Source organism: Paenibacillus agricola, from assembly GCF_011440305.1.
Classification (GTDB): domain Bacteria; phylum Bacillota; class Bacilli; order Paenibacillales; family NBRC-103111; genus Paenibacillus_S; species Paenibacillus_S agricola.
Genome location: NZ_JAAOIW010000012.1, coordinates 24,167 through 38,835, shown reverse-complemented (window position 1 = coordinate 38,835; position 14,669 = coordinate 24,167). Strand labels below are relative to the sequence as shown.

Genomic DNA, 14,669 nt, shown 5'->3' with positions numbered 1-14,669 from the left:
TGCTTTAATCAAAATTATCGTTTAATAAAATTCATAAATGCAGATCATACTACAAATGGAGATAGGCAGGCTGGAACATTTGGGTTACCAGAAAAGGTGGAGTTAGTTTGGATAATACTAAAAAGCTCGAACTTGCGGCCGTAGCCTCCGTGCCCATTATTATGACATTGGCAAATTCGATGCTTATCCCTTTGCTGCCGATTATGGAGAAGCAATTAGGCATTTCTTCCGTACAATCCAGCCTTATTATTACCGTATATGCTGCCATTGCTATTATTTTCATACCCATTGCCGGTTATTTATCAGATCGATTTGGTCGTAAAAAAGTTATTATACCCAGCCTAATCCTTGCCGCTGTCGGAGGCGGCGTATCAGGATTAGGAGCTTGGCTTATGGGTGGTCTAGAAGCCTATTGGGTAATACTTGCGGGGAGATTCGTACAGGGGATTGGAGCCGCGGGTGCTTTTCCTATTGTAATTCCTCTCGTCGGGGACATGTTCAAGAGCGAAGAAGAGGTGACAAATGGGCTTGGAATCGTAGAGACCTCTAATACGTTTGGCAAGGTACTAAGCCCCGTGTTAGGCTCTGCACTTGCTCTTCTGTTGTGGTTTCTACCCTTTCTCATCATCCCCTTGTTCTGTCTGATCTCCATTCTGGCAGTCTCCTTCCTGATCAAAATACCCGGTGGCGAGCTGGATGAAAAGCTCACGCTGAAGGTATTCGCAAACTCAATCAAACAAATCCTCCAGCAAAAAGGACGCTGGCTCTACACCATATTTGGTATTGGTGGCATCAGCATGTTTGTGCTATTCGGGTTTTTATTCTACCTTTCCTCAATACTTGAAGATAGGCATCAGATCCAGGGAATTCAGAAAGGGCTGATGCTGGCGATTCCACTTGTCGCTGTCTGCTTCTTCTCATTCTTAACTGGAAAGCTGGTCGGCAAGAACAAACAACGGATGAAGTGGCTTACTTTTACAGGGCTTGTAATTGTAACTGCAGCGATGCTGGCCTGTGGCTGGTTGCAGGTTAAAGCGTTATTTCCATTAATGTCCCTTCTTTTTGCCACGGGTATTGGTATTGGTATCGTATTGCCTTGCTTGGATGCTATGGTCACCGAAGGTATTGATAAAAAGCAGCGCGGCACCATTACCTCACTTTACAGCAGTATGCGATTTATCGGTGTAGCAGCAGGTCCCCCTCTCACGTCATTGCTGTTGGGCAATGAGACAGCTTTATTCTATACATTTGCCGCTATTGCTGCTGCGGCGGCGTTGTTCGCTCTGTTCACGATTAAGCCTAAAACGGCGGGATGAGCTATCTATAATTTATTTCTGGATAAAAACGTGTAAGAGGAGCTTCCATTGGCAGCTCCTCTTACACGTTTTTATATTTCCATAATAATAGGCAGAATGACCGGCCTTCTTCCCGTATGCTCATACAAATACCTTCCCAGAACAGCCTTCACATTGATTTTAAGGGAACTCCATTGATTAATATTCTGGGCCTGCAATTGATTGATCGTGTCTTTAACGATACGGTTCGCTTCATCTATTAAAGCTTCGGACTCACGAACATACACGAATCCCCGGGATATTATATCTGGACCTGATATGATCTTGCCGTCTGTCTTACTAAGTGTAACCACCATAACTAGAATACCGTCCTCCGATAGATGCTTGCGGTCACGCAATACGATGTTTCCTACATCACCCACACCCCATCCGTCCACGAGGGTGTTTCCCGCTGCTACTTTCCGATTCTGGCTGGCGACTTGATTCTCAATATCGACGACATCACCAATATTAATAATGAAGATATTGTCACTTTCCACTCCAACGGATTCAGCAAGCAAGCTGTGCTGGTGAAGCATACGGAATTCCCCGTGAATAGGAATAAAGTACTTCGGTTTCATTAATGTCAGCATTAATTTCAACTCCTCTTGACTTGCATGGCCAGAAACATGCATACCAGTCACCGAGCCTGAGCCATAGATAACTTTGGCGCCCAACTGAAATAAATTATCTACAATACGCGCTACATTTCTTTCATTTCCTGGTATGGGCGATGCAGAGATAATGACTGTATCTCCAGCGGCAATTTCTGCTTGCCTATATGTTGAGCTGGCAAGGCGGGACAAAGCTGCCATAGGCTCCCCTTGGCTTCCAGTGCACAGGATGGCAATTCTATCCGGAGCCATCCGGCTGATCTCATTAGCTTCCACGAGCATACCTTCAGGAATGTGTAAATACCCTAGCTCTGAAGCAATTCTTACTACATTCACCATGCTTCGGCCTAGTAAAGCTAGCTTTCGATTGGTTAGAACCGCCGCATCCACAACCTGCTGAAGTCGATGTACGTTTGAGGCGAAGGTTGAGATAAATACTTTTTGCTTGGCTTTACTGAAGGCTTCTTCAATATGCTCACCAACAATACGCTCTGAAGGAGTAAATCCCGGACGTTCTGCGTTTGTGCTTTCAGACAATAGAGCTAAAACACCATTCATGCCTATTTCGGCCATCTTGTGGATATCCGGATATTGTTCGTTTACTGGTGTTAAATCGAATTTAAAATCCCCAGTATGTACAACAGTTCCTTCAGGTGTGTGAAAGGCAATGCCCAGACAATCAGGGATACTATGATTAGTTCTGAAAAAGGTCGAAGTGATAGATCCCAATTCAATCCTTGAATCAGAATTAATTTCAACCAAGGTGGCGTCCGCAAGAAGTCCAGCTTCTTTTAGCTTGCCTTCTATTAATCCCAGAGTTAAACGTGTTGCATAGATCGGCATGTTCAACTGCCTTAATATGTAAGCTACGCCTCCGATGTGGTCTTCATGGCCGTGGGTAATGATTAAAGCTCGTACATTATCTTTGTTTTCCAGCAAGTAGCTAATATCCGGAATAATTAAATCAATACCTAATAAGCTTTCATCGGGAAATTTGGATCCACAATCGATGACTATAATATCATCCTCGAATTGGATTACATACATATTTTTCCCGATTTCATTCACGCCTCCTAAAGCGAAAACGGACAGCCGCTGTTTGTTAATGTGCATAATCATCCCCCTTTTTTGGCATGCTTCATTCATAAACATTCAATGAATCACGTTCCATCTAAAGTATTGCCATTAAGGTATTGGATAATGCTTAAACAAACCGAACCTGCCATATACAACAACAAAAAAACAGAATCCCTTGTTAAAGAAAGGTTCCGTTTTTTGTATACAATTTGTCACTATCACTATTAGCTATTTCAGTATTCCCAGCTCTCTTGCCAGAACGATCGCTTGGCTCCGCCTTTTCACATCAAGCTTGCCATACAAATTGAACACATGATTTTTGACAGTGCCTTCCGTAAGTACGAATTGATCCGCTATTTCCTTGTTCGATAAGCCTTGTGCCAAGGCTTTCAATATCTCAATCTCACGGTTCGTCAAGGGTTCAACAAGCTTCCCTCGGTCATTCCCATTCAGTGATGGAAGCGCTGCTTCCTTGGAAGGGGATCGAGATGGGGCTGTAGCCGCTGCCTCTGCCTGCTGGAGATTTCGCGCCTGCTCAGCAAGCACCCTATGGAGCGTCTTATTTAGCCTTTCTTGGGATACAGGCTTTACAATATAGTCATAAGCATGGACGTCAAAGGCCGACAATGCAAATTCCTTATGGGAGGTAACGAATACAAGCTTCACCTGCACGCCGCTTGCCCTCAATCTTTTGGCAAAATCAAGGCCACCTTCCCTAGGCATACTAATGTCTACAAACACAAGATCCGCATCATGGCTCTCTAAATATAAATAGGCCGTTGCCGTGTCCTGGAAGCATTCCACGATTTGGATCTTATCGAACTTGCTCAGCATTCGTTTCATGATCAAATGCATGGCTCTTTCATCATCAATAACAACGACCTTCACAGCTTTTTGCTCCTTCCGTATTGTAGGGTAGAGCCAGAATCTGCTTTTAGGAAGAAGCAGGAATGGAGAAGTAAAAGGTGCTGCCCTGCCCAAGCTTGCTCTCGAACCAAATTTCCCCCCCATTCATGCGGACAAATTCCCTGCATAGGGTAAGCCCCAGTCCGACGCCTACCTCCCCGGCTGTTCCCGCTAAGGATACCGGCATCCCTTCCTCTTGAAATAACGTTCTCGCCTGGTCTGGGGCAATGCCTGTTCCCGTATCCCGAACGGATACAATGATCTTACCCTCTGCCTCGTCGGCTTTTAAATGGATGCTGCCTTCATATTCCGTAAATTTGATAGCATTGGAAAGCAAGTTACGAATAATCAAATCAAGCATTTCTTTGTCAGCCAGCACCAACATACCTTTAGGGATATGGGAATGGATTTGAATATGCTTGCCCTCACTTCGTAATTGCAGCAAATAGATGTTTTTTTGCATAACGTCAGATAAGTCTCTTGGGACTGGGTTAAACAGCATCCCACCCCTTTGGCTCCGAAACCAATCCAACAAGCTTTCCACCAGTGTATATGTATTTTGGATTTGCTGGCCCATTTCTTGCATAACTTCCTCATGCTCATTGCCGCAATCCTTCATCTCATCCTCCATAAGCTCCATCAGACTGATCAGTATGGCCAACGGATCCCGAATATCATGGGCAATGACATTAAATAAACGATCCTTAAGCGTATTGAGTTCACTTAACTGCCTGGTGTTAGCAAGCATCCTCTCCTCGGAAAGCACTTCCTCCGTAATATCCCTTAGTACAATCATTTTTCCGACCACTTGCTGTCTACTGTCCGATATCAGTGATAGGCTGACATTATAAAATTTGGAGTTGGCTTGATCCGAAATTTTCACTTTGAAGTCCGTTGAAAATTCTTGCTCAATCTTAGCGACCAAATCAGGATACATCGAAAAAATGGGCACAACGGACTTTCCAATCAGCTTTTTATAATTAAACCCGAACATAAATCTTTTGGCCGACTGGTTGAAGCTGGTGATTCGATGATCTAAATCCAGGATAATAACGGCATCCTGCATCGATTCAAAAACCTTTTTCAAAGCCAAAGGCGCCAATTTTAGCAGGTTAAATTGATAGATGCCCCACATAAAAAATATACCCGAAAATGCAAATCCGAAGGGAGATATGTCAATGGGTATGTATAAGGCTCCAATCAAATAAATAAGCGTAACTCCATAAGGCCCACAAGAACCAATAATCATAAACGCAATTTGTTTCTTCATATAAATAGGGGCATGCCAATACATATGGAGCAATAGAACCATGCCAATTATGAAAAACGTATACGAATAGCCAACATGCAGCTTGTACAAGGGACCGGTAACCAAATCAACGAGCGGGAATCCTTCTGACTCATCCAACTCCATACTCTTGTAGAATAGATGATGCCAATCATTCGTATAATGGGCAATAAACGTAACGATAGGAACGACAAGCAATAGAGCAATTCTCCACCGGGAAAGTAGGGCTTGACGGCCTGTATACTGCAAGACCATGATAAACCAAATCACCGTACCAAATGGAATCCCCATATATTCAATTTTAAGCCAAAATTTAATTTCCTCCAATGTGGAGCTAACAATTTCAAAAGCATAACCGAATGTATAAAAGACACTGGTCAATAAGCCCAAGCCATAGCTAACTACAATTGGAAGCTCTCTTCTTTTCCATGAGAGGTAGCACATAAACAATGAGCAATAGGTAACTGCCATTAGCAATGCAGATAAAAACAAATCGATGCTCATTAGACAGCTAACCTCCGTGCAGGACTCGTCTCTTGTATGCTATATCTATTCTACCAAAAATCATGGACTAAAAAAATAGAGAAGCTTGTATGCTGAACCTTATATTCTCTTTATATTTTATATACCCGATATTTAAACCCTTTACGCTTCAACTAACAAAATTATCCAATTTATACAGCTTATCATGAGCATATAGGATCGCCTGAAGAATGATCTCCGTAACTATATTCTCCTCCCGTTGCTATCCATAATGCCGCCAGCGGCGATGACTAAGAATGTGGGTTCATGAACAAAAAAAATGCCTGCCATAAAATGACAAGCATCTCTTTTCTTATATTTCAAAAATCAAAGTAACCAGCTTACATTCTTTCAAATTGTCATCCTGTCCTTTTCATTCTCCAGCCAATAAAGACCAGTATGGCGAGCTGCGGCAATGTCGATTCCCAAGTCGGATAAAAGCCAAGCCAGCTCCAAGCCGGAAGTTTTGGAAGGGTATGAGCGGACAAGCTTCCTGCCACTTGAAGGGAATGAATGCTTTGTCCAAGAAATTTAAAGACCAGATAATAAATGAGCACGGTAGCCACGATAAAAAACGGTCGGATTGGCAACTTTAAGCTGCCTTTCACCATCACATAACCAAGCAGCAGAAGCACGGCAAACGCACAGCCGATACCTAACAGGAGCTGGTCAGTCGCAATAGAAGGAGCCATACCGATATAGAAAATCGTCGTTTCTGCTCCCTCACGTAATATCGCCAAGCCTGCTACTACGAATAAAGTCCATAGGTTGCCGTTCTCCAACGCTCCCCCTACACGACCCTGAATGTATCGGTTCCAGGATTGGGCTTGGGTCTTGCCATGAAGCCAAGCACCAACTGTAAGCAGCATAACCACAGAAACCAGCCCTGTGACGCCTTCTATCATCTCGCGCGTGCTGCCCGCTGCTATACTTGCCATAGTGAAGGTTAGCAGCATGGCTAGCGCTCCACTGAGCAATAGACCGGTGAAGGAGCCCCACCATACCCACTTTTGCTTGGCTCCGTTGCCAGTACGGTTAAGGAATGCCAGCAGTGAGACCAGCACGAGCAAAGCTTCTACACCTTCACGCAGCAGGATTAAAGCCGCATCCCATGCAGTATAACTGGATAAGCTTTGAAACGGCTCCAGCTCGGAAATCATGGTTGCGATTCCCACACTGGCTGCTTCTGTTTGGGGTGGCTTCGATAGCAGCTGGCCGGCGGCCTCTGTCATTTCATTCTCAATCTTGGCGTATACACCTGGATCTCGTGTGGATACTGCACCTTCAACCGACGGCCAAATTTGGATAAACCTTTGTAGATGACCTACTGCTGAAGACGGGTCACCCGCAAGAACCGCAGCTTGTGCTTGCTGGAGCAATTGCAGGACATCACCGATTGTATAATTCTCATTAGCCGATGCTGAATCAACCTGCTGAAGCTGACCATTCGAATAGTCCTCGATTTGCTTCATCAAATCCGTGATCCCCGTTAACGCCTCATCCATCCTCGGCGGCTCCGCCTGCAAAGCGATCCGGGCAAGGCTATGCTTCGTCTCAATAGCGCCATATGCTGCTTTATGATCAGAACGGATCGCACCTTCCGCTTTCGACCATTGGCCGTCGAAGCGTTTGTACTCGCTTTTCGCCTTGGCTATATCGTTCCTGCGAACCGCGTCCAGCGTTTGCTGGAGCGCGGGCAGCAGTGTTTTTGCCAAGGCTTTGCCATCCGCTTTGGCAGTTGCGGGCTGCTGGGCAGCCACATAAGCGCCGGTAGCTTTCGTCAGCAGCGAAATCGCCTGATAGGCTTGGTCTGGCTGGGCTGCTGCATCCTTAAGCGCCCGCTGGGCTGCGGCTAAGGCAGCGTCCACATTGCCGGAAAGCACAGAAGCGGAAGGAGCTATAGCTTGCCATTCTGCTTCGAATTGCGCCAGCTCCTTGGCCGCCTCCGGCCAATCCTGCTGCCCGGCGTGAACGATCGCTCCGCCGGTGATCGGCAGCAGCGACTCCACTTGGGGAGCAGCTGCGACAGCTGTAGCTGCGGGCACCGGAGTAGCCGCGGCAGTGGTCCTAGCGGAAGCCATGGCTACTACAGCGGCTGTACCAGCTTCCGCATCTTCCGTAGCTTGCACAGCAGCCGCATTCACATCATTGGCAGCCGAACCTATTCCCCCTCCGATCAGCATGAGGAGGAACGTTATGATGATAACATGCCAAACGGGCTTGATTACAAACCATCCTCGCCTTTTATTCATCTCAGGCCATTCTCCTCGTTCTCGTTCTCGTTCCCGCTGTCTCATCCCTCAAAAAGCGCCTGCCCGATGTACCCGCCGCCCTCCCGAACACCGGGAAAACATGCGAATACGGCACTTCCGACATGGCTGATATATTCGTTAAGCTTATCCTGCCTGGCAAGACGCTGCTGGATTGGAATAAACTGCTTGACCAAGCTGCGCTGGTAGCTGACGAATAACAGCCCAGCATCAAGCTGCCCAGTCTGGCGATCGATACCGCTTGAATAAGAAAACGAGCGGCGCAGCATTTTCTCCTTGCCTTCCGAGTGAGCAAGACGAACGTGGGCATTCATTGGAATAACCGGCTGGCCGTTCTCGCCCTTGGCTTCGAGTGGCAATGCATCCATTTCCTTATTGCCGCCAAGCGGCGCACCGCTATCCCTGTAGCGCCCGAAGGTAGCTTGCTGGTCACCTAGCGTGGAGCGATCCCACACCTCGATGCGCATCCGAATACGTCTGACGGCCATATAGCTTCCACCCGCCAGCCAAGCTGGACCGTCTGCTGGCTGCGTCCAGACGAACTCCTGCATAAGTGCGCCATCTTTGGTATCAAGGTTGGCCGTGCCATCCTTGAAGCCCAGCAGGTTACGCGGTGTATCGCTGACAGTGGCGGCTGCAGTTGAAGTCCGCTGGAAGCCTTCTTGGGTCCAGCGAAGTACGGCTGTCCCCCGTGCGATTCTCGTCAGGTTGCGTACGGCGTGAAACGCGACCTGCAAATCATCCGCGCATACCTGCACGCCGATGTCGCCCCCGCACCACTCGCTGCGCAGGTTGTCTCCCCCGAATGCGGGGAGATCGGCCAATTCGGCAGGGCGTTTGGCGGCAAGCCCCAAACGCGCATCGAACAGTGAAGGACCAACTCCGAACGTAATCGTCGTATTGGAGGTATGCAAACCAACCGCCTCACCCGTATCCACTGGAGGATGCGCCGAATTGCCCGTTTCGTCTCCGACGGGCCTTCCACTGCACATCATGGCGGACGCACCCGTCCATTCCCGGAATAACTGCTGCACGTCACCTAGGCTCGTTGTCGAAAGATCGAACGAAGCGAAGCAGATGAAGTTTTGCGCCGGTGTAGCAATTCCAGCTTGATGTTCGCCATAGAAAGGAACTGTATCCTTAGCAGCTTCAGCAAAATTGCTGCCAAGCGGGGTTCCTTTTAATAGGCCGTCTATGCCCATCGAGCCCAGCAGCAGACCCAAGCCCCCGGCGCCTGCCAGCTTAAGAACATCACGACGTGAAATGCCGGTATTTCCTTTAGATTCTTCAATCTTGCCGGAGCGCTTCTCCTCTGCCGCTTGTTGATCGATAGGCTCCATAGTCTTAAGCTCCTAACTTTTTGCCCATATTGGACAAAGGCTCTGCTAAGGCATCGATAGCTTGACTCAGTTTTTTCGTCTGGTCGGAAGTCAATTCCGTATATAATACATAGCCTTCACCCTTTTTAAAGGGTGCCAGCTCTTTGGTTAAGGCAGTAAACCGATCCTCAATCGTTTTAGAAAGCGTCGCATCTTTCTTCTGGAGCTCCGGCTTCAGCAATTCAAAAATTTTGTCTGCTCCCTCAACATTAGCCGCAAAATCATACAGGTCGGTATGCGAGTAGCGCTCCTCTTCACCGGTTACCTTGGATGAAGAAACCTCGTTTAGCAATTCAACGGCACCTGTCAAGAGCAAGCTGGAATCGATTTCGACCGTTTCTACCTTTGCACGAAGCAACTTACTGTTTTTCAATAGCTCGTCGGCATATTTCTCCTGACCTTTGGTTGTTTTATCGATCCACAAGCCCTTTTCGATCCGATGGAATCCTTTCCAGTCCTTATCTTCTACATCACCCTCACGTGCATCGATGTCTGGATCCAAATTGTCGAGAGTTTCAGCAATAGGCTCGATCCGTTCATAGAACATCCGGGTTGGAGCGTACAAGTCCTGGCTTTTCTTAAGGTCTCCGGCATTTATCGCAGCTACGAATTCGCCTGTCGCTTTAACAAAAGCATCACATTGCTCGATCACATATTTGCGATAATCGTCCGTCGCCTTTTTAAGATCAGCGCTCTCGGCTTTAGCCGTGGGTTGGCTCTTGCTGGCGGAATCGGCTCCGCACCCAGCAAACAATAAGGATGAGCAGATAACGGCAACGGTCATAAAATTACGGGTTTGCATAAGCATGGACATCTCCTTAAATAATAATGATAATCAATATCAGTTGAAAATAACACAAATGAACCTAATTTTCAATTCATTTTTCTGGAAAGATGTGACGAATCTGCAATCTTCTATCTTTTCTTTTTTTAACGGTGGCTCTATCTCAAAATTGGATATACTGGAGCGGCATTTGTCATTTCCTTTTTGCTTTAGTCACGTGCAAGCAATCCATGTCTAGGCATTGGCTTTCACCTTGCTCGCCCGCTTTCTACGGTTCCACATCTTTTCAAAGTAATACGTACCCATAACAAATACGGACATGATACCGAAATACGTTACCAAAACCTCTAACGCATTAGCGCTGCTGCCTTTCATGCCTTCTGTACCTCGCTGTATCCCTTCCTGCCCCTTTTCTCCTCCCCCGCGGAAAGCTTGTTCTGAGACCCCTTGAGTGCTTTGCTTGCCTTGACCCTCCTGTAAACCTTGGCTTCCTCGTGCTCCTTCAACTGACTGCGTTCCTCCTTGCTGGCGCCCTTCCATCGCGTATGGAGCCCGGCCTCCACCTTCGCCGAACAGGTTGGCCGTTGAGGCTACCTTTTGTGCAGAAAGTGGACAAAGCTCGCACCCGCGGCGAAGGCGGAACGGGCCTCGGCTTATCTATCGTCCAACGCATTTTGGATTTGCACCAGATGGGATATGGAGCGGCCAATGTGGAGGGCGGCGTGACGTTCTGGTTCGAGCTGCCGCTAGTTTCTGCCTTCAATGAATTGAAGGATTAAACTGTCACTACCGGTTTATTACCGAAATTGTAGCAACCAGTCTTGACGCGAAGCCAGGAAGCATTCGCTACCACAGGTACTTGAGTATGAAGCAGATCATCGCAGAGATCTGCTTCTTCGTTGTAGTCACTGATATTAAGCCTATCATTGTCACTTACTTGTTGAGTGAGGAATACACCAATCTCGATTCTCAACCACTGGTTTTTGTTTTGAGCCTTTAACGGTTTTTTTCAACATTCTGCCAACACAATAGAGTTGTATATTGAAGCTGTAGGAAACAACACTCTCATAAATAAAGGAGCCAATACCATGAAAAAAACTACATTAAGTCTAGCCCTTATCAGCGTTCTATCCTTATCCATCCTGGGAGGCATGACCGCATTCGCCTATAGCAATGCCGGTCACCAACAACGTCCACCTGCCGCACACAAAGCTGAAAAGTCTGGGAAGCCCGCCCAAGGCTCTGGCCAGGCTACAACGCCATCCTCCAACCAAGGTGCACCTAAGGCTACAACCTCTACCACTACCAATCCTGAAAATGGTACTTCCGTTGTCATATCCGGTGGGTTTGACACCGACCAAGTGGATCATGGCAGACCGGTTGTGCTAATTGCCGCGGCGCTTGGAGTGCCCACAGAGGTATTTAGGCAAGCATTTAGCGGAGTGACTCCTGCAGGAACGGAAAGCGGTGGACCCAACTCAGCACTCGCACTGCGTAACAAAGCTGCCTTGCTTAAAGTCCTTGCACCTTATGGGATTACAAATGAACGCTTGGATGAGGTGTCCAACTATTATCGCTATAATGGAAGCAGAGGTGAGGTCTGGTCAAGGACTCTGGCCACAGCAACTGCAACAGTTACGAATGGCGTTGTGACGGAGATAACGATTACGAATCCAGGGGCCGGCTATTCCTCCAATCCGACGATAACGGTAACGGGACCAAGCGGCAAGGTGACTGCGACCGCTACGTTATTCTATACGAAGGATTTTAATAGTAATGGAAGTCTTTCGGCTATCACGCTCAACTAGCTTGATAAGAATGCATGAATAATAAAGGACCGCCAGATAAGATCATCTGACGGTCCTTTATTGTGCAAACACACATATTACGTTAATACTCATTCCCAAATCCGCTCGACCTGCTCTAACCGATTTTGACTGAAAGTCATTCTGTAGATGTCAGGCTTGGAGGTCGTGTTCCAAAAATCAAACCCATAGCTAGGGTCGTAATGATTCATAATAATCGTCATCATGTTGCCATGTGTGCCAATGACTACAGTGTTCCCCCGCTGCTCCTCTAATAGCTTCTCCAGAATAGGCACGGCTCTTTGCTGCGCACTTCTTGTGGTTTCGCCACCTTCTAGAGCAAAATCCTTATCGTCAAAAGATTGACGGATCGCTTCATATAATACATCCCATGCAGCTATGTGGTTCAAGCCCATGATCGAGCGCTCGGCGAGCTCCTCGAACTCTATGATTGGCAAAGACTTTTGCTCAGCTATATGCTGAATGGTCTGCTGGGCTCTGGCATAGGGACTGGATACGATATAATGAACGTCAATATCAGTAAATAATTGGGCTACCCGCTTCGCTTCTACAAAGCCTTCTGGAGATAGCCCGCGTTCTCGCTCTTGCCCGAATGTAAAAGGAGATTCAGCGTGTCTTACCATATAAATAGTCGTTTGCATGGGCTTCCCCTTTCTTATTCCACCTGTGTGGCGAATCATTGGTTTCTAGGCTACAAATTTCCAAGATTGTTCTCTTTTCCCTCTCTGATTCCTCATTTTATATTACCATATTTAGGAACCTACTTTAAGCTAAAGAAGGCTTTAATAGAGTTGCTAGATTCCCGAAAAAATCTCCGAAAGCCTCCCCCAATTACTGCCCACCCAAATATTTTCTTGCCTGAATCTCCTTAAGGGTGCGTAATCCTGCGCTTTGTCAACTTCCAGCCATCCGGCTTCTTTCCACCACGTTAATTGAATGGACCGAATAAGCTTCTCGACCGAGAGCGACCGGTGAGCGCGATAACCAGCCACAAAAGCAGAAACTAACTCTATGCGAAGCTCGTTCCCATCTAATGCACAAGACAAAATAGCTCTCGATATATCGAATTCCGGATATACATAATGCACACGGTCAAAGTCCAAAATAGCAGCGACCGATTCAGGTGCAAATAAAATATTATCTACAAACAAATCCCAATGGCACCAGCCAGGCTCGCATTGCGAGAAGATGGAGATATCGGTTTCTTGGATAATTTTCTTTTGGATGTCCAGCGCTGCCATTGTCGCTTCACTTTGAAGGGAATGGGCTTCAGACCATCTTGATGTCCAGCTTGCCTGCAAGCTCTCCTTTGTCCAAATATGCCAATGCATTTGCAGGCCGCTCGCCGGATTGGCATTTAAAAGTTCATGCATGCTGCCGGTTATGTTTCCCAAGCTATGCATTTGGTGCTCATTCGCAGAGCCCGGTTTAATCATATTCCCCGCACAAAAACTCATTAAAACGAACCGTGCCCCCGAAGGAGTACTTAATACATAGTTCCCAGCATAGGAGAACAGCTTTGGAGAAGGGATGCCATTCGCATGGAGATGAGCTTGGTGAGACAAGGAAATTTCCAGCCCTTTCATCAGCTTCTCGGGATAGCGGGTTTTGCTATATTTTTTGACGAATAGCTTGCCTTGATCGGTTTCCAATTTCCATTTTACATTCAAATACCCCAACTCGATTTGTGCATACGCCACAATGTTGATGTTAAACATAGCTTTGATAGATTCAAATATCTCATCTCTAGCTTTTGTATGCACAACAAATCTCCTCCAAGCCCAGTCAAGGATCGAAATTATGTTCGAATTTCTGGGTATTTTCGGGTATTATATGACCGCAGTAGCTGTTATATGCCGCTATTCTACCTTAGTGATCAAATTGTCTTTTCCGTTACCAAACGGATGAATTCATTCATCGGCATTAACGAAGTATCCAACTCTGGCAATGGTTCACAAAGTCAAGGGGTACTAAATTAGAAAATTCTAATTGCATTTTAATAAATTCAGCTGAAGCCTTGTGTACCAACGGTTTTACCACAGGGTGCCAAATTATAGGATGTTTTATAACTGTTATACTGAGCGCAGGTTAGCAAACAAGCAAGCGCTTTTTTTATAAGACAAGCCTAGCTGAAATTTATTCAAGGGGGAATTTACGAAATGAAATTACATCAAGTATGGGCTAAGCGTTTAGCCATTATGACTTTAGTAACTACTATCGGTATCAGTGGGGGAGTATTGGGTAATCCTCAACATGCATCCGCAGCTGAATCTGCAGTATCCACATCCGCAGTGTCGAAAGCAAGTAAAATTATTTCTTTAGGCCTCAAGTATAAAGGTACTCCTTATAAATTTGGCGCTAAGGTTGGCCAGACCCGTACATTCGATTGCTCGACCTTGACAAAATTTATTTACGGAAAATATGGCATAAACCTGCCTCGAACATCTGCACAGCAATCAAAAATGGGAAGCTATGTATCGAAACGAAACTGGAAGAAGGGTGACTTGCTTTTCTTCTCCGTTCCTGGTCGGTCAGGAGTAGGGCATGTTGGAGTTTATGTGGGCAATAACAAAATGCTGCACACTTATGGAGCAGGTGGGGTGAAAATCTCTACGGTTAACTCCTATTGGAATTCTCATTACATCACAGCACGTCGTGTAATTTAAGTA

The 14,669-nt window shown here is 46.5% G+C and carries 14 protein-coding genes; 4 read left to right on the top strand and 10 right to left on the bottom strand.

Annotation, left to right across the window (positions count from 1 at the left end):
- Nucleotides 1-107: 107 nt before the first annotated feature.
- Nucleotides 108-1,316, top strand: coding sequence for an MFS transporter (locus G9U52_RS26700; protein ID WP_243767578.1), 1,209 nt, complete (start codon nt 108-110; stop codon nt 1,314-1,316).
- 71 nt (nt 1,317-1,387) lie between these two features.
- Here the strand turns inward: G9U52_RS26700 and G9U52_RS26695 are convergent, their stop codons facing one another.
- The 8 genes from G9U52_RS26695 to G9U52_RS41030 all read right to left on the bottom strand — a co-directional run bounded on the left by G9U52_RS26695 (nt 1,388) and on the right by G9U52_RS41030 (nt 10,680).
- Nucleotides 1,388-3,061 (bottom strand): ribonuclease J, encoded by a 1,674-nt coding sequence (locus G9U52_RS26695; protein WP_166153719.1) that lies wholly within the window; start codon nt 3,059-3,061, stop codon nt 1,388-1,390.
- A gap of 192 nt (nt 3,062-3,253) precedes the next feature.
- Nucleotides 3,254-3,913, bottom strand: a complete 660-nt coding sequence (locus G9U52_RS26690; RefSeq protein ID WP_166153718.1) for a response regulator transcription factor — start codon at nt 3,911-3,913, stop codon at nt 3,254-3,256.
- 46 nt (nt 3,914-3,959) lie between these two features.
- Nucleotides 3,960-5,723 carry a sensor histidine kinase gene (locus G9U52_RS26685; protein WP_166153717.1) on the bottom strand — a complete coding sequence of 588 codons (1,764 nt, stop codon included), beginning with the start codon at nt 5,721-5,723 and terminating at the stop codon, nt 3,960-3,962.
- Between the two features lie 377 nt (nt 5,724-6,100).
- Entirely contained in the window at nt 6,101-7,993 is a 1,893-nt protein-coding gene (locus G9U52_RS26680) for an FTR1 family iron permease (RefSeq protein WP_166153716.1), read from the bottom strand.
- Between the two features lie 41 nt (nt 7,994-8,034).
- Complete coding sequence (gene efeB / locus G9U52_RS26675; RefSeq protein ID WP_166153715.1) at nt 8,035-9,351, bottom strand: iron uptake transporter deferrochelatase/peroxidase subunit; 1,317 nt, start codon at nt 9,349-9,351, stop codon at nt 8,035-8,037.
- A gap of 4 nt (nt 9,352-9,355) precedes the next feature.
- The gene (gene efeO / locus G9U52_RS26670; RefSeq protein ID WP_166153714.1) at nt 9,356-10,192 is read right to left on the bottom strand and encodes an iron uptake system protein EfeO; all 837 of its coding nucleotides are present in this window, start codon (nt 10,190-10,192) and stop codon (nt 9,356-9,358) included.
- Between the two features lie 216 nt (nt 10,193-10,408).
- On the bottom strand, nt 10,409-10,549 hold the full coding sequence (locus G9U52_RS26665) for a hypothetical protein (RefSeq protein ID WP_166153713.1): 141 nt from the start codon (nt 10,547-10,549) through the stop codon (nt 10,409-10,411).
- Nucleotides 10,546-10,680, bottom strand: coding sequence for a hypothetical protein (locus tag G9U52_RS41030; RefSeq protein ID WP_279538756.1), 135 nt, complete (start codon nt 10,678-10,680; stop codon nt 10,546-10,548). Before G9U52_RS41030 ends, G9U52_RS26665 begins: the two co-directional genes overlap by 4 nt.
- Nucleotides 10,681-10,773: 93 nt before the next feature.
- Here G9U52_RS41030 and G9U52_RS26660 point away from each other — a divergent pair, with 93 nt between their 5' ends.
- The gene (locus tag G9U52_RS26660) at nt 10,774-10,953 is read left to right on the top strand and encodes an ATP-binding protein (RefSeq protein WP_311764933.1); all 180 of its coding nucleotides are present in this window, start codon (nt 10,774-10,776) and stop codon (nt 10,951-10,953) included.
- Nucleotides 10,954-11,262: 309 nt separating this feature from the next.
- Nucleotides 11,263-11,982 carry a hypothetical protein gene (locus tag G9U52_RS26655; RefSeq protein WP_166153711.1) on the top strand — a complete coding sequence of 240 codons (720 nt, stop codon included), beginning with the start codon at nt 11,263-11,265 and terminating at the stop codon, nt 11,980-11,982.
- Between the two features lie 89 nt (nt 11,983-12,071).
- Here G9U52_RS26655 and G9U52_RS26650 read toward each other — a convergent pair whose 3' ends face one another.
- Both G9U52_RS26650 and G9U52_RS26645 read right to left on the bottom strand, forming a co-directional pair.
- Nucleotides 12,072-12,641 (bottom strand): histidine phosphatase family protein, encoded by a 570-nt coding sequence (locus G9U52_RS26650; RefSeq protein ID WP_166153710.1) that lies wholly within the window; start codon nt 12,639-12,641, stop codon nt 12,072-12,074.
- Between the two features lie 153 nt (nt 12,642-12,794).
- Nucleotides 12,795-13,763, bottom strand: a complete 969-nt coding sequence (locus tag G9U52_RS26645; protein ID WP_166153709.1) for a phosphotransferase — start codon at nt 13,761-13,763, stop codon at nt 12,795-12,797.
- 396 nt (nt 13,764-14,159) lie between these two features.
- Here G9U52_RS26645 and G9U52_RS26640 point away from each other — a divergent pair, with 396 nt between their 5' ends.
- The gene (locus G9U52_RS26640) at nt 14,160-14,666 is read left to right on the top strand and encodes a C40 family peptidase (protein ID WP_166153708.1); all 507 of its coding nucleotides are present in this window, start codon (nt 14,160-14,162) and stop codon (nt 14,664-14,666) included.
- The last annotated feature ends 3 nt before the right edge of the window (nt 14,667-14,669 follow it).

Bases quoted from the DNA above. Each gene is read 5' to 3' on its own strand.
- G9U52_RS26695 (WP_166153719.1), bottom strand. From the start codon at position 3,061: ATGCACATTAACAAACAGCGGCTGTCCGTTTTCGCTTTAGGAGGCGTG.
- G9U52_RS26685 (WP_166153717.1), bottom strand. From the start codon at position 5,723: ATGAGCATCGATTTGTTTTTATCTGCATTGCTAATGGCAGTTACCTAT.
- G9U52_RS26680 (WP_166153716.1), bottom strand. From the start codon at position 7,993: ATGAATAAAAGGCGAGGATGGTTTGTAATCAAGCCCGTTTGGCATGTT.
- efeB (WP_166153715.1), bottom strand. From the start codon at position 9,351: ATGGAGCCTATCGATCAACAAGCGGCAGAGGAGAAGCGCTCCGGCAAG.
- efeO (WP_166153714.1), bottom strand. From the start codon at position 10,192: ATGCAAACCCGTAATTTTATGACCGTTGCCGTTATCTGCTCATCCTTA.
- G9U52_RS26665 (WP_166153713.1), bottom strand. From the start codon at position 10,549: ATGAAAGGCAGCAGCGCTAATGCGTTAGAGGTTTTGGTAACGTATTTC.
- G9U52_RS26655 (WP_166153711.1), top strand. From the start codon at position 11,263: ATGAAAAAAACTACATTAAGTCTAGCCCTTATCAGCGTTCTATCCTTA.
- G9U52_RS26650 (WP_166153710.1), bottom strand. From the start codon at position 12,641: ATGCAAACGACTATTTATATGGTAAGACACGCTGAATCTCCTTTTACA.
- G9U52_RS26640 (WP_166153708.1), top strand. From the start codon at position 14,160: ATGAAATTACATCAAGTATGGGCTAAGCGTTTAGCCATTATGACTTTA.